Source organism: Pseudomonas sp. AN-1 (assembly GCF_034057115.1).
Classification (GTDB): Bacteria; Pseudomonadota; Gammaproteobacteria; order Pseudomonadales; family Pseudomonadaceae; genus Geopseudomonas.
Map to the genome: position 1 here is coordinate 2,642,357 of NZ_CP139195.1, position 20,814 is coordinate 2,663,170.

At 69.6% G+C, this 20,814-nt stretch carries 16 protein-coding genes; 11 read left to right on the forward strand and 5 right to left on the reverse strand.

Annotated elements, in window-relative coordinates; all coding sequences use genetic code 11:
- Positions 1-7: 7 nt before the first annotated feature.
- The 11 genes from SK095_RS12435 (at position 8) to SK095_RS12485 (ending at position 14,107) form a co-directional block, all read left to right on the forward strand.
- A complete protein-coding gene (locus tag SK095_RS12435; protein ID WP_320546477.1) occupies positions 8-1,414 on the forward strand; it encodes a sigma-54 dependent transcriptional regulator in 1,407 nt (468 codons plus the stop codon).
- 136 nt (positions 1,415-1,550) lie between these two features.
- Positions 1,551-2,948: a polynucleotide adenylyltransferase PcnB gene (locus tag SK095_RS12440; protein WP_136489979.1), complete on the forward strand. Its 1,398-nt coding sequence runs from the start codon at positions 1,551-1,553 to the stop codon at positions 2,946-2,948.
- 7 nt (positions 2,949-2,955) lie between these two features.
- Complete coding sequence (gene folK / locus SK095_RS12445) at positions 2,956-3,477, forward strand: 2-amino-4-hydroxy-6-hydroxymethyldihydropteridine diphosphokinase (protein WP_320546478.1); 522 nt, start codon at positions 2,956-2,958, stop codon at positions 3,475-3,477.
- A gap of 74 nt (positions 3,478-3,551) precedes the next feature.
- A complete protein-coding gene (gene panB / locus SK095_RS12450; RefSeq protein ID WP_136489977.1) occupies positions 3,552-4,346 on the forward strand; it encodes a 3-methyl-2-oxobutanoate hydroxymethyltransferase in 795 nt (264 codons plus the stop codon).
- On the forward strand, positions 4,343-5,203 hold the full coding sequence (gene panC / locus SK095_RS12455) for a pantoate--beta-alanine ligase (RefSeq protein WP_136489976.1): 861 nt from the start codon (positions 4,343-4,345) through the stop codon (positions 5,201-5,203). The genes panB and panC overlap by 4 nt, the downstream gene beginning before the upstream one ends.
- Positions 5,204-5,216: 13 nt before the next feature.
- The gene (gene panD, locus SK095_RS12460) at positions 5,217-5,597 is read left to right on the forward strand and encodes an aspartate 1-decarboxylase (protein WP_136489975.1); all 381 of its coding nucleotides are present in this window, start codon (positions 5,217-5,219) and stop codon (positions 5,595-5,597) included.
- A gap of 85 nt (positions 5,598-5,682) precedes the next feature.
- Positions 5,683-7,347 (forward strand): glucose-6-phosphate isomerase, encoded by a 1,665-nt coding sequence (gene pgi / locus SK095_RS12465; RefSeq protein ID WP_320546479.1) that lies wholly within the window; start codon positions 5,683-5,685, stop codon positions 7,345-7,347.
- A gap of 99 nt (positions 7,348-7,446) precedes the next feature.
- A complete protein-coding gene (acs, locus tag SK095_RS12470) occupies positions 7,447-9,384 on the forward strand; it encodes an acetate--CoA ligase (protein ID WP_320546480.1) in 1,938 nt (645 codons plus the stop codon).
- An 84-nt stretch (positions 9,385-9,468) separates the two neighbouring features.
- Positions 9,469-10,485, forward strand: a complete 1,017-nt coding sequence (locus SK095_RS12475) for a class I SAM-dependent rRNA methyltransferase (RefSeq protein WP_320546481.1) — start codon at positions 9,469-9,471, stop codon at positions 10,483-10,485.
- Between the two features lie 111 nt (positions 10,486-10,596).
- The gene (locus tag SK095_RS12480) at positions 10,597-13,731 is read left to right on the forward strand and encodes a DUF748 domain-containing protein (protein ID WP_320546482.1); all 3,135 of its coding nucleotides are present in this window, start codon (positions 10,597-10,599) and stop codon (positions 13,729-13,731) included.
- Between the two features lie 70 nt (positions 13,732-13,801).
- A complete protein-coding gene (locus SK095_RS12485; RefSeq protein WP_136489970.1) occupies positions 13,802-14,107 on the forward strand; it encodes a DUF2845 domain-containing protein in 306 nt (101 codons plus the stop codon).
- A 71-nt stretch (positions 14,108-14,178) separates the two neighbouring features.
- Here the strand turns inward: SK095_RS12485 and pnp are convergent, their stop codons facing one another.
- The 5 genes from pnp to infB all read right to left on the reverse strand — a co-directional run bounded on the left by pnp (position 14,179) and on the right by infB (position 20,803).
- Complete coding sequence (pnp, locus tag SK095_RS12490) at positions 14,179-16,284, reverse strand: polyribonucleotide nucleotidyltransferase (protein WP_136489969.1); 2,106 nt, start codon at positions 16,282-16,284, stop codon at positions 14,179-14,181.
- 212 nt (positions 16,285-16,496) lie between these two features.
- Positions 16,497-16,766, reverse strand: coding sequence for a 30S ribosomal protein S15 (rpsO, locus tag SK095_RS12495; RefSeq protein WP_136489968.1), 270 nt, complete (start codon positions 16,764-16,766; stop codon positions 16,497-16,499).
- Between the two features lie 96 nt (positions 16,767-16,862).
- Positions 16,863-17,777 carry a tRNA pseudouridine(55) synthase TruB gene (gene truB, locus SK095_RS12500; protein ID WP_136489967.1) on the reverse strand — a complete coding sequence of 305 codons (915 nt, stop codon included), beginning with the start codon at positions 17,775-17,777 and terminating at the stop codon, positions 16,863-16,865.
- Between the two features lie 3 nt (positions 17,778-17,780).
- Complete coding sequence (rbfA, locus tag SK095_RS12505) at positions 17,781-18,170, reverse strand: 30S ribosome-binding factor RbfA (RefSeq protein WP_136489966.1); 390 nt, start codon at positions 18,168-18,170, stop codon at positions 17,781-17,783.
- 95 nt (positions 18,171-18,265) lie between these two features.
- On the reverse strand, positions 18,266-20,803 hold the full coding sequence (gene infB, locus SK095_RS12510; RefSeq protein WP_320546483.1) for a translation initiation factor IF-2: 2,538 nt from the start codon (positions 20,801-20,803) through the stop codon (positions 18,266-18,268).
- Positions 20,804-20,814: the final 11 nt, after the last annotated feature.

Below are 20,814 nucleotides of genomic sequence, written 5' to 3' on the forward strand. Positions count from 1 at the left end.
AACAGACATGGCACATATTCTCATCGTCGAAGACGAAACCATCATCCGCTCGGCGCTGCGCCGCCTGCTGGAGCGCAACCAGTACCAGGTCAGCGAGGCCGGCTCGGTGCAGGAAGCCCAGGAGCGCTACAGCATCCCCGCCTTCGACCTGGTGGTCAGCGACCTGCGCCTGCCCGGCGCCCCCGGCACCGAGCTGATCGGCCTGGCCGGCGGCACGCCGGTACTGATCATGACCAGCTATGCCAGCCTGCGCTCGGCCGTCGACTCGATGAAGCTCGGCGCCATCGACTACATCGCCAAGCCGTTCGACCACGACGAGATGCTCCAGGCGGTGGCGCGCATCCTCCGCGAGCGCCAGCAGCCGGCTGCCGCACCGGGCGCCAGCGCCCCGGCGCCCGCCGGCGACAGCGCCGAGACCGCCGGCGAGATCGGCATCATCGGCCGCTGCGCGGCGATGCAGGACCTGTTCGGCAAGATCCGCAAGGTCGCGCCGACCGACTCCACCGTGCTGATCCAGGGCGAGTCCGGCACCGGCAAGGAGCTGGTGGCGCGCGCCCTGCACAACCTGTCGCGCCGCGCCAAGGCGCCGCTGATCTCGGTGAACTGCGCGGCGATCCCCGAGACCCTGATCGAGTCGGAGCTGTTCGGCCACGAGAAGGGCGCCTTCACCGGCGCCACCGCCGGGCGCACCGGCCTGGTCGAGGCCGCCGACGGCGGCACCCTGTTCCTCGACGAGATCGGCGAGCTGCCGCTGGAGGCCCAGGCGCGCCTGCTGCGCGTGCTGCAGGAGGGCGAGATCCGCCGGGTCGGCTCGGTGCAGTCGCAGAAGGTCGACGTGCGCCTGATCGCCGCCACCCACCGCGACCTGAAGAACCTGGCCAAGAACGGCCAGTTCCGCGAGGACCTCTACTACCGCCTGCACGTCATCTCGCTGCGCCTGCCGGCGCTGCGCGAGCGCGAGGACGACGTGCTGGACATCGCCCGCGTGTTCCTCGCGCGCCAGTGCGCACGCATGGGCCGCGAGGCCCTGCAGTTCTCGCCCGAGGCGCTGCGGGCGATCCGCCACTACAACTGGCCGGGCAACGTGCGCGAGCTGGAGAACGCCATCGAGCGCGCGGTGATCCTCTGCGAGGGCAACAGCATCCCGCTCGACCTGCTGGGCATCGACGTCGAGCTGGAGCTGGAGGACGACTTCGCCGGCGAGCTGCACAGCCTGCCGACCAGCAGCGGCAGCGAGCCGGCGGAGAACCTGTCGCTGGAGGACTACTTCCAGCACTTCGTCCTCGAGCACCAGGACCACATGACCGAGACCGAGCTGGCACGCAAGCTCGGCATCAGCCGCAAGTGCCTGTGGGAGCGCCGCCAGCGCCTGGGCATCCCGCGCCGCAAGTCGGGCGCCGCCACCGACGGCTGAGGCGTTGCCCCACTGCCGCCTGCCGGGGTGGCCGCTACCGCCCCCGCGTTCACCATCGCCGCCAGCCAGTGCTAGAATCCGCCACCATCGCGCGGGGCCGTCCCCGCTCCCGCCCTATCCCGGTACCCTGTCGCCCATGCTGAAGAAGCTGTTCCAGTCCATCCGTTCTCCCCTGCGCCGCGCCCGCGCCGTTCGCACCACGCCGGAGGTGCTCGGCAGCAGCCAGCACGCGCTGCAGCGCGAGCAGATCAGCCGCAACGCGGTGAACGTGGTCGAGCGCCTGCAGCAGGCCGGCTACCAGGCCTTCCTGGTCGGCGGCTGCGTGCGCGACCTGCTGCTGGGCATCACGCCCAAGGACTTCGACGTGGCCACCAGCGCCACTCCCGAGCAGGTGCGCGCCGAGTTCCGCAACGCACGGGTCATCGGCCGCCGCTTCAAGCTGGTGCACGTGCACTTCGGCCGCGAGATCATCGAGGTGGCCACCTTCCGCGCCCACCACCCGCAGGGCGAAGACGATGAGGACAGCGCCCAGGCTGCGCGCCACGAGAGCGGGCGCATCCTGCGCGACAACGTCTACGGCAGCCAGGAAGACGACGCCCAGCGCCGCGACTTCACCATCAACGCCCTGTACTACGACCCGGCCAGCGAGCGCATCCTCGACTACGCCCGCGGCGTGCACGACATCCGCAGCCGCCTGGTGCGCCTGATCGGCGATCCCGAGCAGCGCTACCTCGAGGACCCGGTGCGCATGCTGCGCGCGGTGCGCTTCGCCGCCAAGCTCGACTTCGACATCGAGAAGCACAGCGCCGCGCCTATCCGCCGCCTGGCGCCGCTGCTCAACGACATTCCCTCGGCGCGCCTGTTCGACGAGGTGCTCAAGCTGCTGCTGTCCGGCCAGGGCGAGCGCACCTTCGAGATGCTCTGCGACTACGGCCTGTTCGCCCCGCTGTTCCCGGCCAGCGCCGCCGCGCTGAAGGCCGAACCGGAGTACGCCGGCGCGCTGATCCGCCAGGCGCTGGCCAACACCGACGAGCGCATCCGCTTGGGCAAGCCGGTGACCCCGGCGTTCCTGTTCGCCGCCCTGCTCTGGCCGGCCCTGCCGGCACGCGCCGCGGCGCTGCAGGCGCGCGGCATGCCGGCGCTGCCGGCCCTGCAGGAAGCCGCCCACGAGGTGATCAGCGAGCAGTGCCGGCGCACCGCCATCCCCAAGCGCTTCACCCTGCCGCTGCGCGAGATCTGGGACATGCAGGAGCGCCTGCCGCGCCGCCACGGCAAGCGCGCCGACCTGCTGCTGGAGAATCCGCGCTTCCGCGCCGGCTACGACTTCCTGCTGCTGCGCGAGGAGGCCGGCGAGGAAACCGGCGGCCTCGGCGACTGGTGGACCCGCTACCAGGACGCCAGCGACAGCGAGCGCCGCGGCATGATCCGCGCCCTCAGCGAGGGCGAGGGCCGCGACAAGGCTGCGCCGCGCAAGCGCCGGCGCAGCCCGCGCAAGCGCCGCAGCGACGCGCCGAGCGGCCACGGGCAGGAGTGAGCCGGCGATGACCCGCGTCTACATCGGCCTGGGCAGCAACCTGGCCGAGCCGGTGCAGCAACTCGAGGCCGCCCTCGAAGCCCTCGGCCGCCTGCCGCAGTGCCGCCTGGCCGCGGTGTCCTCGCTGTACGCCAGCGACCCGCTCGGCCCGGCCGATCAGCCGCGCTACGTCAACGCGGTGGCGGCGCTGGACTGCGGCCTCGCCCCGCTGGAGCTGCTCGACGCCCTGCAGGCCATCGAGCGCGAGCAGGGCCGCGAGCGCAAGGCCGAGCGCTGGGGGCCGCGCACTCTGGACCTGGACATCCTGCTGTTCGGCGACCTGCAACTGGACGAGGAACGCCTGAGCGTGCCGCACTACCATATGCACGCCCGCGCCTTCGTCCTCTATCCGCTGGCGGAGATCGCCCCGGATCTGCGCCTGCCCGACGGCCAGCCGCTGCAGGCGCTGCTCGCCGACTGTCCGTTCGTCGGGCTGGAGCGCCTCGAACGGGCCAACGGGCCGAGAGCGGCGGAAAATGGCGCCGATTGACTTCACCGCCCCCCATCGGGACTATAGGCACCGTTTGCCCGCGCCCTTTTGCGGTGCACCACGAGGATTTCTTGATGGCTGATGTCACCCTCACCACTCTGCGTACGCTCAAGCAGAACGGCGAGAAGATCGTCATGCTGACCAGCTACGACGCCACCTTCGCCACCGCCGCCTGCGCCGCCGGGGTCGAGGTGCTGCTGGTCGGCGACTCGCTCGGCAACGTCCTGCAGGGTCACGACAGTACCCTGCCGGTCAGCGTCGCCGACATGGCCTACCACACTGCCTGCGTCAAGCGCGGCAACCGGGGGGCGCTGATCCTCAGCGACCTGCCGTTCATGAGCTACGCCACCCTCGAGCAGGCGCTGGAGAGCAGCGCGGCGCTGATGCGCGCCGGCGCGCACATGGTCAAGCTGGAAGGCGGCGCCTGGCTGTGCGAGACCGTGCAGCGCCTGGCCGAGAACGGTATTCCGGCCTGCGTGCACCTGGGCCTCACCCCGCAGTCGGTCAACGTGTTCGGCGGCTACAAGGTGCAGGGCCGCGACGAGGCTCGCGCCCGCGAGATGCGCGAGGCCGCCCGGGCCCTCGAGCAGGCCGGCGCCGCCATGCTGCTGCTCGAATGCGTGCCCAGCGCGCTGGCCGCCGAGATCAGCCGCGCGGCGAACATCCCGGTGATCGGCATCGGCGCCGGCGTCGACACCGACGGCCAGGTACTGGTCATCCACGACATGCTCGGCCTCAATCCGCGCCCGGCCAAGTTCGTGCGCAACTTCATGGCCGGCCAGGCCAGCATCCAGGACGCCCTGACCGCCTACACCCAGGCCGTCAAGAGCGGCCAGTTCCCCGCCCCCGAACACGGTTTCTCCGCATGATCACCGTCAAGACCGTCCGCGAACTGCGCGCCGCCGTCGCGCGCGCGCGCAGCGAAGGCAAGCGTATCGGCCTGGTGCCGACCATGGGCAACCTGCACGCCGGCCACGCCGCGCTGGTGACCAAGGCCGCCCAGCGCGCCGACTTCGTGGTCGCCAGCATCTTCGTCAACCCGCTGCAATTCGGCGCCGGCGAGGACCTCGACAAATACCCGCGCACCCTCGCCGCCGACCAGGAGAAGCTGCTCGAGGCCGGCTGCAACCTGCTGTTCGCGCCGACCGCCGAGGAGATGTACCCCGACGGCATGAGCGGGCAGACCATCGTCAGCGTGCCGGGCGTCAGCGAGGGCCTGTGCGGCGCCAGCCGGCCCGGCCACTTCGACGGCGTGGCCACGGTGGTGACCAAGCTGTTCCATATGGTCCAGCCCGACCTGGCGATCTTCGGCGAGAAGGACTTCCAGCAGCTGGCGGTGATCCGCAAGCTGGTGCGCGACCTCAACCTGCCGATCCAGATCTTCGGCGAGCCGACCGTGCGCGGCGCCGACGGCCTGGCGCTGTCATCGCGCAACGGCTATCTCGACGACGAGCAGCGCGCCGTGGCGCCGCAGCTGTACCGTACCCTCAGCGAGCTGGCCGCGGCCCTGCGTGGCGGGCAGACCGACCACGCCGCCCTGCTGGCCGAGGCCGGCGCCCAGCTGCAGAATGCCGGCTTCGTTCCGGACTACCTGGAAATCCGCAATCCGCTCACCCTGCGCCCGGCCACCTCCGCCGACCGCCAGCTGGTGATTCTGGCCGCCGCCCGCCTGGGCACCACCCGGCTGATCGACAACCTGCTCGTGGATCTCGACGCCACGGCCTGACGAGGAACCCGCCATGCACTCCATCATGCTCAAAGCCAAGCTGCACCGTGTCCAGGTGACCCACGCCGTCCTGGACTACGAAGGCTCCTGCGCCATCGACGGCGAATGGCTGGACCTGGCCGGCATCCGCGAATACGAGCAGATCCAGATCTACAACGTCGACAACGGCGAGCGCTTCACCACCTACGCGATCCGCGCCGAGGACGGCTCCAAGGTGATCTCGGTCAACGGCGCCGCCGCGCACAAGGCCGGCGTCGGCCACCGCCTGATCATCTGCACCTACGCCCAGTACAGCGAGGCCGAGCTGAGCCAGCACAAGCCGTACATGCTGTACTTCAACCCGGGCAACGAGCTCAGCCACACCAGCCACGCGATCCCCGTGCAGGTGGCCTGACCGCCTGCCGTGCAGTCCCGACAAGCCCGGACCCGCTCCGGGCTTGTCGCATTCGCCCCTAGCCGAACGAAACCCGAGTCAGTCGATGGAACACTACCTCAAGCCGCTGGATGCCACTCGTCAACCCGCCTGGCAGGCGCTGCGCGCAGAGCGCGAGCGCATGCACGACTTCAGCCTGCGCCAGGCCTTCGCCGCCGATCCGCAGCGCTTCCAGCGCTACTCGCTGAGCCAGGCCGGCCTGTTCCTCGACTACTCGAAGAACCTGATCGACGAGGACAGCCTGGCCGCCCTGCTGGCACTGGCCGAGCAGGTGAAGCTGCGCCCGGCGATCGAGGCGCTGTTCGACGGCGCCGCGGTGAACGCCTCGGAGAACCGCCCGGCGCTGCACACCGCCCTGCGCCGCCCGGTGGGCGACCGGGTGCTGGTCGATGGCGTCGACGTGATGCCGGGGGTGCACCGGGTGCTCGGGCAGATGACCGAGCTGGTGCAGCGCATCCACAACGGCCTGTGGCGCGGCTGGACCGAGAAGCCGATCACCGACGTGGTCAACATCGGCATCGGTGGCTCCTTCCTCGGCCCGCAGCTGGTCTCCGAGGCGCTGCTGCCGTTCGCCCAGCGCGGCGTGCGCTGCCACTACCTGGCCAACGTCGACGGCAGCGAGTTCCACGAGGTGACCGCCAGGCTGCGCGCGGAAACCACCCTGTTCATCGTCTCCTCGAAGTCCTTCGGCACCCTGGAGACGCTGAAGAACGCCCAGGCCGCGCGGCGCTGGGTGCTCGCCCAGGGCGCCGGCGAGGCCGACCTGCACCGCCACTTCATCGCCGTGTCCAGCAACCGCAAGGCGGCGGTCGAGTTCGGCATCGCCGAAGAGAACATCTTCCCGATGTGGGACTGGGTGGGCGGGCGCTACTCGCTGTGGTCGGCGATCGGCCTGCCGATCGCCCTGGCCATCGGCATGGGCAACTTCAAGGAACTGCTGGCCGGCGCCTACAAGATGGACCGCCACTTCCTCACCGCGCCCTTCGAAGCCAACATGCCGGTGCTGCTGGCCCTGCTCGGCGTCTGGTACGGCGACTTCTGGGGCGCGCAGAGCCACGCGATCCTGCCCTACGACCACAACCTGCGCAATTTCAACCAGCACCTGCAGCAGCTGGACATGGAATCCAACGGCAAGCGCGTGCGCCAGGACGGCAGCCCGGTGAGCTGCGGCACCGGCCCGGTGATCTGGGGCGGGGTCGGCTGCAACGGCCAGCACGCCTACCACCAGCTGCTGCACCAGGGCACCCTGATGATCCCGGCCGACTTCATCGTGCCGGTGACCAGCTACCATCCGCTGGCCGACCACCACCAGTGGCTGTTCGCCAACTGCCTGTCGCAGAGCCAGGCGCTGATGTGCGGCAAGACCCTCGCCGAGGCCGAGGCCGAGCTGCGCGCCGCCGGCCTGGCCGAGAGCGAGGTGCAGCGCCTGGCGCCGCACAAGGTGATCCCCGGCAACCGGCCGAGCAACACCATCGTCCTCGAGCGGGTCAGCCCGCAGCGTCTCGGCGCGCTGATCGCCCTCTACGAGCACAAGGTGTTCGCCCAGAGCGTGATCTGGGGCATCAACGCCTTCGACCAGTGGGGCGTCGAGCTGGGCAAGGAGCTGGGCAAGACCCTCTACGCCCGCCTCACCGGCGAGGACTCCAGCCCCGCCGAGGACGGCTCGACCCAGGGCCTGATCGACCACTTCCGCTCCCGCCACCGCGGCTGAGCCCGGGGCGGCCCGCCCGTGCGGCGGGCCGCCCTTGCGACGCTCCCCATCCGGGTCCACGCTGAAGGACATCGCGGACAGCCTTCCAGGAGCTGCGCCATGTTCGACATCCGCCCCCACCCGGTCGATGCCGCCGCCTACCGCCATGCCTGGCTGCACGCCGAGGACTACCGGCGCCTGTACCGGCAGTCCATCGACCACCCCGAGCAGTTCTGGAGCGAGCAGGCCCGCCAGTTCCTCGACTGGTTCAGGCCCTGGCGCAGCGTGCACCACGGCGACTTCGCCCGCGGCCAGGCCAGCTGGTTCAAGGGCGGCCAGCTCAACGCCGCCTACAACTGCCTGGACCGCCACCTGGCCAGCCGCGGCGAGCAGACCGCGATCATCTGGGAAGGCGACGAACCGGGACAGTCCCGCCACCTCAGCTACCGCGAGCTGCATGAGCAGGTCTGCCGGCTGGCCAATGCGCTGAAGCTGCTGGGGGTGAGGAAGGGCGACCGGGTGTGCATCTACCTGCCGATGATCCCGGCGGCGGCCTGCGCCATGCTCGCCTGCGCGCGGATCGGCGCGGTGCACTCGGTGGTTTTCGGCGGCTTCGCCCCCGACGCCCTGCGCGACCGCATCCAGGACGCCGACTGCCGGCTGGTGATCACCGCCGACGAGGGCGTGCGCGGCGGCAAGCGCATCCCGCTGAAGGCCAACGTCGACCACGCCCTGCGGGACTGCCCGAACGTGACCGGCGTGATCGTGGTCGCCCACCGCCACGCCGGCATCGACTGGCTGGCCGGGCGCGACCACTGGTACCACGAGCTGCTCGGCCAGGTCGACGGCGACTGCCCGGCCGAGCCGATGGACGCCGAGGACCCGCTGTTCATCCTCTACACCTCGGGCTCGACCGGCAAGCCCAAGGGCGTGCTGCACTGCACCGGCGGCTACCTGCTGGCCGCGGCCATGACCCACCGCTACGTGTTCGACTACCGCGACGGCGAGGTGTTCTGGTGCACCGCCGACGTCGGCTGGGTCACCGGGCACAGCTACGGGGTGTACGGGCCGCTGGCCAATGGCGCGATCACCCTGCTGTACGAGGGCGTGCCCGCCTACCCGGACGCCGCGCGGCCCTGGCAGATCGTCGACAGGCACAGCGTGAACATCTTCTACACCGCGCCCACCGCCCTGCGCGCGCTGATGCGCGAGGGCGAGGAGCCGGTGCGCCGGACCTCGCGCGCGAGCCTGCGCCTGCTCGGCTCGGTGGGCGAGCCGATCAACCCGGAGGCCTGGGAGTGGTACTACCACGTGGTCGGCGACAGCCGCTGCCCGATCGTCGACACCTGGTGGCAGACCGAGACCGGCGCCATCATGATCGCCCCGCTGCCCGGCGCCACCACCCTCAAGCCCGGCTCGGCGACCCGGCCGTTCTTCGGCGTGCAGCCGGTGCTGCTCGACGAGCAGGGCTGCGAGATCGACGGGCCCGGAGCGGGACTGCTGGCGATCAAGGCCAGCTGGCCGAGCCAGATCCGCACGGTCTTCGGCGACCACCAGCGCCTGCTCGACACCTACTTCAGGCCCTACCCCGGCTACTACTTCACCGGCGACGGCGCGCGCCGCGACGAGGACGGCGACTGGTGGATCACCGGGCGGGTCGACGACGTGCTCAACGTCTCCGGCCACCGCCTGGGCAGCGCCGAGGTGGAGAGCGCGCTGGTGCTGCACGACGCGGTGGCCGAGGCCGCGGTGGTCGGCTACCCGCACGACCTCAAGGGCCAGGGCATCTACGCCTTCGTCACCCTGATGACGGACAGCCAGCCCAGCGAGGGCCTGCGCCAGGAGCTCGCCGAGCTGGTCGCCCGCGAGGTCGGCCACTTCGCCCGCCCGGATCTGATCCAGTGGGCGCCGGGCCTGCCGAAGACCCGCTCGGGCAAGATCCTGCGGCGCATCCTGCGCAAGATCGCCGGCAACGAGCTGGACAACCTCGGCGACCTGTCGACCCTGGCCGACCCGACCGTGGTGGACAACCTGATCGAGCAGCGCATCCATCGCTGAACATCGCGCCGGCGCGTGGAAAAGCGACGGCAGCCCGAACGGGCGCTGGTAAACTGCCGCTCCCCATACCCGAGGAGACGCGCCATGTCCGCCTTGAACCAGGCGCTGCGCGCCGCCTTCGAGCGCCGTCAGGCCCTGATCGCCGAACTGCACGGCCAGGGCACCGACTGCTACCGCCTGTTCCACGGCAGCCAGGAGGGCGCGCCGGGCCTGACCGTCGACCGCTACGGCCCGCAGCTGCTGGTGCAGAGCTTCCACCAGCCGCTCGAGCGCGATGCCCTGCTCGAGCTGTTCGCCGCCTGCCAGGCCTTTCTCGGCACCGAGCTGCTGGCGGTGTACAACGACCGCTCGCAGCCCAACTCGCGCATCGACCGCACGGACCCGGTCTGCCAGCCCACCCCCGAGGCGCTGAGCGATCTGGTCGGCCACGAGTGGGGGCTGAACTACCGGGTGCGCGCCCGCCACCCGGGCCAGGACCCGTTGCTGTTCCTCGACCTGCGCAACGCCCGCGGCTGGGTCAGGCGCCACAGCGCCGGCAGGTCGGTGCTCAACCTGTTCGCCTACACCTGCGGCGTCGGCCTGTGCGCCGCGGCCGGCGGCGCACGCCGCGTGGTCAACCTCGACTTCGCCGAGGGCAACCTGGCGGTCGGCCGCGAGAATGGCGCGCTCAATCCGGCCCTGCCGGAAATGCACTTCATCCAGTCCGACTACTTCCCGGCGATCCGCCAGCTGGCCGGTCTGCCGGTGGCGCACCGCCGCGGCCAGCGCCTGCCGAGCTACCCGCGCCTGGCCGCCGAGCAGTTCGACCTGGTGTTCCTCGATCCGCCGGCCTGGGCGCGCAGCGCCTTCGGCACCGTCGACCTGCTGCGTGACTACCAGAGCCTGCTCAAGCCGGCGCTGCTGGCCACCGCCGCGGGCGGCACCCTGGTGTGCTGCAACAACCTCGCCAGGGTCGAGCTGGACGACTGGCGCGAACAGGTGCTGCGCTGCGCGGCGAAGAACGGCCGCCCGGTACGCGAGGTCGAGGTGCTGGCACCGGCCGCCGACTTCCCCTCCTTCGACGGCCGCCCGCCGCTGAAGACCCTGATCCTCCATCTCTGAACCGTGCCGGGCGCCGGCCTGCCGCGGCAAACTGCCGGCGCCGGCAAGGATCGGAACCGGCCGGGCATGCCATACTCCAAGGCAGCTCACGCCCGATAGAAGCGCCCGGCCATGTCCAAAGGATTGAAACGCGGTCTCGCCGCGCTGGTTCTCGCCCCCCTGCTATACGCCCTGCTCGGCTTCCTCGTGCTGCCCTGGGCCGGCCTCAAGCTGGCCAACCAGAAGCTGGCCGAGTACGCCACCGTGCCGGCCCGCCTCGAGCGCATCGAGCTCAACCCGTTCAGCCTCGAGCTGACCCTGCACGGCCTGCGTGTGGGCGAGGCCGGGGCGGAACAGCTGGCCTTCGCCCGCCTGTACGCCGACCTGCAGGTCGACAGCCTGTGGCAGGGCGCCCTGCACCTGCGCGAACTGCTGCTGGAGCGGCCGCACGTCGAGCTGCTGTTCGCCGCCGACCGGCCGTTCAACCTGCTGCGCCTGTTCAGGTTGCCGGCGAAGGGCGCCGCGGAAGAAAAGCCGGCCGGCGAGCCCTTCCCGCTGCTGGTCGACCGCCTGGCCCTGAGCGGCGGCAGCCTGCATCTGCTCGACGAGCGCCCGCAGCCGCCGGTCGAACTGCGCTACGAGGCCCTCGACCTCGAACTGCGCCACATCGGCACCCGCGCGGAGGACAACGGCGAGTTCAGCCTCAAGGCCAGCGGCTCGAGCGGCGCCAACCTCGACCTGCAGGGCCGCCTGGGCCTGCAGCCCGTGCGCGCCGAAGGGCGGCTGCAGGTGGCCGAGATCGGCCTGACCACCTGGTGGCCCTACGTGCGCCGCGCGCTGCCGCTGGAGCTGACCCAAGGGCAGGCCAGCGTGGCCAGCGACTTCCGCCTCGAGCTGCGCGAGGGCCTGCATCTGCAGCTGGACAACAGCCAGCTGCAGCTCAGCGGCCTGCGCCTGCAGCAGGCCGATGGCCAGCCCCTGCTCGATGCCGAACGCCTCGACCTCGCCAGCGCCCAGCTGCGTCTGAGCCCGGGACCGCAGCTGATCCTGAGCGACGGCCAGGCGCACCTGGCGGCGCTGCAGCTGCACCGTCCGGGCGAGCAGCCGCTGCTCAGGCTGGCCAGCCTGGAAGCCGGCAATGCCAGCCTGGACCTGGGCGCCCGCCAGCTGGTGATCGGCCAGCTGCGCAGCCAGGGCCTGGAGGCCTGGGCCGCGCGCGAAGCGGATGGCCGCCTCGACTGGCAGACGCTGGTCGAGCAGCAGCTGGCGCAGCTCCAGCGCCACGCCGCGGCCGCCGGCAGCAGCGAGCGCCCCGTCGGCACGGCGGAGCAGCCGGTCGCGGCCGGCGAAGCGGCCAACGCCAGTGCAACGCCTGCCGCGCCGGCCACGGCCACGGCCACGGAACAGACTGCCGGCACGGACGCCTCGGCGCCATCGGCCGGCCCCTGGCAGGTGCAGCTCAGGGACATCCAGCTGCGCGACTGGCGCGCCCACCTCGCGGACCGCGTGCCCAGCCCCGCCGTGGCGCTGGACATCGGCCCGCTGGATCTCGACCTGCAGGATGCCACCAGCACTGGCGAGCAGCCCTTCACCCTCAGGCTGGCCAGCGGCATCGGCGCCCATGGCCAGCTGGCGGCCAGCGGCCAGGTGCGCCTCAGGCCGCTCGCCAGCCAGCTCAAGGTGCAGGCGAGCGACCTCGACCTGCGCCTGGCGCAGGCCTACCTCAGCCCGTTCATCCACCTGGAGCTGCGCAGCGGCCTGCTCGGCGCCGAACTGGCGGTCGACCTGCAGAACGCCGCGCCGCTGGCGTTGCGCCTCGCCGGCAAGGCCAGGGTCAGCCAGCTGCACACCCTGGACACCCTCAAGGGGCGCGACTTCGTCAGGTGGCAGACCCTCGACCTCGACGGCCTCGACTACCGCCACGGCGAGCAGCTGCGCATCGACCGCGTGCGCCTGCAGCAGCCCTACGCGCGCTTCATCATCAACGAGGATCTCAGCACCAACGTCAAGGAGCTGCTGATCCCGCAGCCGCCCAAGGCGGCACCGACCCGCCCGGAGCCGCCGCTGCACCTGGTGGTGGGCGGCATCGACATCGCCGACGGCTCGGCCAACTTCGCCGACTTCTCGCTCACCCCCAACTTCGCCACCGCCATCCAGCAACTCAACGGGCGCATCGGCACCCTGGACAACCAGTCGCGCAAGCCGGCCAGCGTGGACATCCGCGGCAAGGTCGACCGCTACGCGCCGGTGAGCATCAAGGGTCAGCTGACGCCCTTCGCACCGCTGGAGCAGCTGGACATCGCCACCCGCTTCCAGCGCGTCGAGCTGACCACCCTGACGCCCTACGCCGGCAAGTTCGCCGGCTACAAGATCCGCAAGGGCCGTCTCAATCTCGACCTGCACTACCGGGTCACCAAGGGCCAGTTGAACGCCGACAACAAGGTACTGCTGGAGGACCTGCAGCTCGGCGAGCGGGTCGACAGCCCCAGCGCCACCGACCTGCCGGTGCGCCTGGCGGTGGCGCTGCTCAAGGACACCGACGGCAACATCGCCATCGCCCTGCCGGTGCAGGGCGACCTCAACAATCCCGAGTTCAGCGTGGTGCCGATCGTCTGGCAGACCCTGCGCAACCTGATGCTGCGTGCGGTGCAGGCACCGTTCAAGCTGATCGCCGGCCTGCTCGACGGCGGCGAGGAGCCGCTCGACAGCGTGCCCTTCGCCGCCGGCTCCAGCGAACTGGACGAGCAGGCCCGCGCCAGCCTCGGCAAGCTGGCCAAGGCGCTGGGACAGCGCCCGGCCCTGCGCCTGGAGGTCGAGGGCATGAGCGTGGCCGCGCTCGACGGCCCGCCGCTGGCCGAACAGCGCCTGGCCCGCGAATACCAGGAGACCTGGTACCGCATGCTGCAGCGGCGCGGCGACAAGGTGCCGGCCGAGGCCAGCCAGCTCCAGGTGCCGGAAGACATGCAGGCGATCCTGCTCGAGGGCATCTACCGCGCCCGCCTCGGCCAGCAGCCACCGGCCGAATGGCGCGAGCTGAAGAAGCCCGAGCGCGCCGTCCGCCTGCGCCAGGCCGTGCTCGACTCCTGGGCGCAGAGCGCGCTGCTGCAGCGCCAGCTGGCCCAGGACCGCGCCCGCACGATCAAGGCCTGGCTGGTCGAGCAGGGCGGCCTGGCCGACGAGCGCATCTACCTGCTGGATGTCGGTAGCGTCGAGGGCGCCGGCACCGGCGGCCGCATCGTCGTGCCTCTGCATCTGGACAGCGAATGAGCATGCGACTGCGCGGTCCAATCGACAGCGGCCGCCTCGGCCCGCAGAATGCCCCCCAGCCACCATCGGGATGATTCCAGTGAAAGCCTTCCTGCCCCTGACCCTGCTGCTGCTCGCCGTTCCGGCCGGAGCCGCCACCCTGCGCTGTGGCAGCGCCCTGATCAGCACCGGCGATCACGCCCTCGAGGTCCAGGAGAAGTGCGGCGAGCCGGCCAGCCGCAGCATCATCGGCTACCGCCAGCGCGGCGACGACTGGGGCAACTACGAGGAGGTCCGCATCGACGAGTGGATCTACGGACCGCGCAGCGGCATGTACTACTTCCTGCGCTTCGAGGGCAACCGCCTCACCGAGATCCGCAGCCAGCGCCGCTACTGAGCCTCGCCCTCGCCGATCCCGGAAAACAGAAAAGGCCCCGAAGGGCCTTTTCTGTCATGCGCTCAGCTCGATCAGACGCCGGAGGCTTCGGCAGCCGCCACGTCCTTGATCGACAGCTTGATGCGACCGCGGTTGTCCACGTCCAGCACCAGCACCTTCACTTCCTCGCCTTCCTTGAGCACGTCGGTGACCTTCTCGATGCGCTTGTCGCTGATCTGCGAGATGTGCACCAGACCGTCCTTGCCCGGCAGGATGTTGACGAAGGCGCCGAAGTCGACGATGCGCTCGACCTTGCCGACGTAGATCTTGCCGATCTCGGCCTCGGCGGTGATGCCCAGCACGCGCTGACGGGCAGCCTCGGCGGCTTCCTTGGTCTCGCCGTAGATCTTCACGCTGCCGTCGTCCTCGATGTCGATCGAGGCCTTGGTCTCTTCGCAGATGCTGCGGATGGTGGCGCCGCCCTTGCCGATGACGTCGCGGATCTTGTCGGTGTCGATGCGCATCTGCAGCATGGTCGGGGCGTTTTCCGACAGCTCGGCGCGCGGCTTGGCGATCACCTGGTTCATCTGGCCGAGGATGTTCAGACGCGCTTCCAGAGCCTGGTTCAGCGCGATCTCCATGATCTCTTCGGTGATGCCCTGGATCTTGATGTCCATCTGCAGGGCGGTGACGCCCTTGTCGGTACCGGCCACCTTGAAGTCCATGTCGCCGAGGTGGTCCTCGTCGCCGAGGATGTCGGTCAGCACGGCGAACTTGTCGCCTTCCTTGACCAGACCCATGGCGATGCCGGCCACCGGCGCCTTGACCGGCACACCGGCGTCCATCAGCGCCAGGGAAGCGCCGCACACCGAGGCCATCGAGCTGGAGCCGTTGGACTCGGTGATTTCCGACACCACGCGGATGGTGTAGGGGAAGTCGGCCTGGCTCGGCAGCATGGCGGCGACGCCACGACGGGCCAGACGGCCGTGGCCGATCTCGCGACGGCCCGGGCTGCCCATGCGGCCGCACTCGCCGACCGAGAACGGCGGGAAGTTGTAGTGCAGCATGAAGGCGTCCTTGCGCTCGCCTTCCAGGGTGTCCAGCAGCTGGGCGTCGCGGGCGGTGCCGAGGGTGGCGACCACCAGGGCCTGAGTCTCGCCACGGGTGAACAGCGCGGAGCCGTGGGTCTTGCCCAGCACGCCGACCTCGATGGCCAGCGGGCGCACGGTGCGGGTATCGCGGCCGTCGATGCGCGGCTTGCCGTTGACGATGTTCTCGCGCACGGTGCGGTATTCGAGCAGGCCGAACACTTCCTTGACTTCGCCGGCCGGGAACTGGCCTTCGCCGTCACCGGCGAACTTGGCGATCACCTGCTCGCGCAGGGCGTCGAGGGCGGCGTAGCGCTGCTGCTTGACGGTGATGGTGTAGGCGTTGGAGATCGCCTCGCCGAACTCGGCCTTGATGGCGTCGATCAGCACGGTGTTGGCCTGCGGAGCCTGCCAGTCCCAGCGCGGCTTGCCGGCTTCGGCGGCGAATTCCTTGATGGCGCGGATGGCGTTCTGGAATTCCTCGTGGGCGAACAGCACGGCGCCCAGCATCTGGTCTTCGGTCAGCTCTTCGGCTTCCGACTCGACCATCAGCACGGCGTCTTCGGTACCGGCCACCACCATGTCCAGGCGCGAGCTCTGCAGCTGCTCGTAGCTCGGGTTGAGGATGTAGCCCAGTTCGTCATGGTAGCCGACGCGGGCGGCGCCGATCGGACCGTCGAACGGGATGCCGGAGACGGCCAGGGCGGCGGAGGTGCCGATCATCGCGGCGATGTCCGGATCGGACTTCTTGTTGGTCGACACGACGGTGCAGACGACCTGCACTTCGTTCATGAAGCCTTCGGGGAACAGCGGGCGGATCGGGCGGTCGATCAGGCGCGAGGTCAGGGTTTCCTTCTCGCTCGGACGGCCTTCACGCTTGAAGAAGCCACCCGGGATGCGGCCGGCGGCGTAGGTCTTTTCCTGGTAGTGCACGGACAGCGGGAAGAAGCCCTTGCCCGGATCGGCCTGCTTGGCGCCGACCACGGTGACCAGCACGCTGACATCGTCGGTGCTGACCAGCACCGCGCCGCTGGCCTGCCGGGCGATGCGCCCGGTCTCGAGGGTGAAGGTCGTCTGACCGAACTGGAACTGCTTGATAACCGGATTCACGGTGTTTTCCTTCTCTGTGTTGCCTTGGGGAAATCGCTGGAGCTCTGGAGTCGCGCCCGCTGGCGCGCTCGGCAAGTCATCTACGAAAGGCGACTGCCACGGCCTTTCGTGGATGCCCTGGGAAAACCGGGAGCTGGCGCCCCGGGGCGGAGGCGGGCCAAGGCCCACCTGTCGCTCCGAACCGCCAGCTCCCGGCTTCGGCGAGCCACGTCTTAGCGACGCAGGCCCAGGCGCGCGATCAGGGCGCTGTAACGAGTGGTGTCCTTACCCTTCAGGTAGTCCAGCAGCTTGCGGCGCTGGTTGACCATGCGGATCAGACCACGACGGCTGTGGTGGTCCTTGGCGTTGGCCTTGAAGTGATCCTGCAGCTTGTTGATGTTGGCGGTCAGCAGGGCAACCTGCACTTCCGGGGAACCGGTATCGCCAGCAGCTTGCTGATACTCGTTAACGATCTGGGCTTTCTCTTGGACGCTCAGTGCCATGATGGACTTTCCTCTGAGGTAACAGGCCGGGGAAGTACCCCGTTTTCATGAATGGAGGAGTGACCGTGCCTGCTGACAGCCACCCTCGTCCGGTCCTCAGGACCGAATCAGTCGACGCGGCGCAATGCGCCCGTCGTCGGTCGCCTCACCGATACCGATGAAGCGACCTTGGTGATCGCGTACCCGCAGCATGCCGAACTTCGGCGCTTCGGGAGCCCGCACCGGCTGCCCGTGCAGCCAGTAGTAGGCGCTGTGCTCCGACAGCTGCACTGCCGGCCAGTGCTCCAGACCGCAGTCCACCGGGAGGAGGAAGCGATCCAGTGCCTCGGCGCCACCCTGCTCGTGGGCGGCGATCAGCTCGTCGAGGCTGATCGCCTGCGCCAGGCTGAACGGACCGGCCTGGGTGCGGCGCAGCTCGGCGACATGTGCCCCGCAGCCCAGCGCCTGGCCGAGATCCTCGACCAGGGTGCGGATGTAGGTGCCCTTGCTGCAGCTGACTTCCAGATCGGCGAACGGCGGCGCGAAGCGGGTCAGCTCGAGCCGGTCAATAGTAACAGAACGCGCCTCGCGCTCCACCACCTCGCCGGCGCGCGCCAGCTTGTACAGCGGCTGGCCATCCTTCTTCAGCGCCGAGTACATCGGCGGCACCTGCTGGATGGCACCGCGGAAACGCGGCAGCAGGGCCTCCAGCTGTTCGCGGTCGAAGTTCACCTCGCGGCGCTCGAGCACCTCGCCCTCGGCATCGCCGGTGGTGGTGGTGACGCCGAGGTGCATGACCGTGGCGTAGCCCTTCTCGGCGTCCAGCAGGTACTGGGAGAACTTGGTCGCCTCGCCGAAGCACAGCGGCAGCACCCCGGTGGCCAGCGGGTCGAGGCTACCGGTGTGGCCGGCCTTCTCGGCGTTGAGCAGCCAGCGCACCTTCTGCAGGGCGGCGTTGGAGCTGAAGCCGCGCGGCTTGTCGAGGATCAGGATACCGCTGACCGCGCGGCGGATGCGTTTGACCTGGGCCACGCCTTACTCCTTGTCCGTGTCCTGGTGACGACGGTCCTCGGCCACCGCGCGCTCGATCAGCGCCGACAGCTGGGCGCCGCGGCGCACGCTCTCGTCGTAGAGGAAATGCAGCTGCGGGATGGTACGCAGCTTGATCGCGCGACCGAGCAGCATGCGCAGGTAACCGGCGGCATCCTTGAGGATCTCCTGGTTGAGGGCGATCTTCTCGGCGTTGTCGTCCTGCCCCATCACGGTGAAAAACACCTTGGCGTGGGCCAGGTCGCGGCTGACGTCGATGCCGGTCAGGGTCACCAGGCCCAGACGCGGATCCTTGATCTCGCGCTGGATCAGCTGCGCGAGTTCGCGCTGCATCTGGTCACCGATCCGCTGGGTGCGGCTGTATTCTTTGGCCATGACTGTAATCCGTAAAAAACCCTGAAGCCGAAACGCACAAGCCGGAAGCATCCTACAGGAGCTTCCGGCTTGGCGCTTGCAGCACTCGCTGGCGCTTAGAGGCTGCGCGCTACCTGGACCTTCTCGAAGACTTCGATCTTGTCGCCGACGCGGACGTCGTTGTAGCTCTTCACGCCGATACCGCACTCCATGCCGTTACGCACTTCGGCGACGTCGTCCTTGAAGCGGCGCAGCGATTCCAGCTCGCCCTCGAAGACCACCACGTCGTCGCGCAGCACGCGGATCGGACGGTTGCGATGGACGGTACCTTCCAGCACCATGCAGCCGGCGATGGCGCCGAACTTCGGCGAACGGAACACGTCACGCACTTCGGCGATGCCGAGGATGTTCTCGCGCACGTCGCTGCCGAGCATACCGGTGAGCGCCTTCTTGACGTCCTCGATGATGTCGTAGATGACGTTGTAGTAGCGCAGGTCCAGGCCTTCCTGCTCGACGATCTTGCGCGCGCCGGCGTCGGCACGCACGTTGAAGCCGAAGATCACCGCGCTGGAAGCCAGCGCCAGGTTGGCGTCGCTCTCGGTGATGCCACCGACGCCGCCGCCGACCACGCGCACCTGGACCTCCTCGTTGCCGAGGCCTTCCAGCGAGCCCTGCAGGGCCTCCAGGGAGCCGCGCACGTCGGTCTTGAGGACCACGTTGAGGGTCTTCTTCTCTTCCTGACCCATAGTCTCGAAGATGTTTTCCAGCTTGCCGGCGTGGGCGCGGGCCAGCTTGACCTCGCGGAACTTGCCCTGACGGAACAGCGCGACTTCGCGGGCCTTCTTCTCGTCGGCGACCACGGTCAGCTCGTCGCCGGCATCCGGGGTGCCATCGAGGCCGAGGATCTCGACCGGGATGGACGGACCGGCTTCCTTGATCGGCTTGCCGTTCTCGTCGAGCATGGCGCGCACGCGGCCATAGTTGACGCCGACCAGCACCATATCGCCCTGGCGCAGGGTACCGTCCTGGACCAGCACGGTAGCCACCGGACCGCGGCCCTTGTCCAGGCGCGACTCGACCACCACGCCACGGCCCGGGGCCGACGGCGTGGCCTTCAGCTCGAGGACTTCGGCCTGCAGCAGCACGGCTTCGAGCAGCTCGTCGATGCCGGTACCGACCTTGGCCGATACGTGCACGAACGGCGCATCGCCGCCCCACTCTTCCGGGATCACATCCAGCGCGGCCAGGCCGTTCTTGATGTTGTCCGGATTGGCGTCCGGCTTGTCGATCTTGTTGACCGCGACCACGATCGGCACGCCAGCCGCTTTCGCGTGCTGCACGGCTTCCTGGGTCTGCGGCATCACGCCGTCGTCGGCCGCCACCACCAGGATGACCACGTCGGTCGCCTGGGCACCACGGGCACGCATCTGGGTGAACGCGGCGTGGCCGGGGGTGTCGAGGAAGGTGATCATGCCGCGATCGGTTTCCACGTGGTAGGCGCCGATGTGCTGGGTGATGCCACCCGCCTCGCCGGTCGCCACCTTGGTGCGGCGGATGTAGTCGAGCAGCGAGGTCTTGCCATGGTCGACGTGACCCATGACGGTGACCACCGGTGCGCGCGACGCGGCCTCGCCCTCGAACTTGAGGGATTCGGCCAGTTGCTCTTCCAGGGCGTTCTCGCTGACCAGCTTGACCTTGTGGCCCATCTCTTCGGCCACCAGCTGCGCGGTTTCCTGGTCGAGCACCTGGTTGATGGTCACCGGAGAGCCCATCTTGAACATGAACTTGACCACTTCGGCGCCCTTGACCGACATCTGCGCGGCCAGTTCGGCCACGGTGATGGTCTCGCCGATGCTCACTTCACGTACGATCGGGCCGGTCGGGCTCTGGAAGCCATGCTGGTTGCGCTTCTTCAGCTTGCCCTTGCCGCCACGGCCGCCACGACGGGCAAAACCGTCCTCGTCATCGCTGCGCGGAGCGACGCGCGGAGTCGGCGCCTTTTCCTTCAGCGACGGGCGATGCTGGGCCTGCTTGCGATCGCGACGCTCGTCGTCCTCGTTGCGCTTGGGTGCCGCGCGGCGAGCCTCTTCCTTGGCGCGCTCGGTAGTGGCCGGCTTGGCGGCCTCGACCTGGGCTGCCGCCACAGCGGCAGCTTCGGCGGCAGCCTGGCGGGCGGCCACTGCACGCAGGCGGGCTTCCTCGGCGTCGTCGACACGCCGGCGCGACTCCGGCCGGGCCGGCGCGGGGGCCGGGGCCTCGGCCTTCTGGCGCGCCGCCTCGGCGGCGGCGCGGTCGGCTGCCGCACGCTCCTCGGCAACACGCTTGTCGTCCACCTCGCGCTTGGGCGCGACCACCGCTTCGGCCGCTTCCGGCTTGACGAAGGTCTTCTTCTTGCGCACTTCGACGCTGATGGTCTTGCTGCCAGCCACCCGCAGGGTGCTGGTGGTCTTGCGCTTCAGGGTGATCTTGCTGGGCTCTTCCAGCTTTTCACCGTGGCTGCTCTTCAGGTGCGCCAATAGCTTCTGCTTCTCTTCGTCGGTCACTACTTGCTCGGCGCGGTTGTGCGGCAGACCTGCCTCACGCATTTGCTGCAGCAGGCGCTCTACCGGTGTATCGACCACCTGGGCCAGTTCTTTCACCGTGACTTGCGTCATGCACTTCTCTC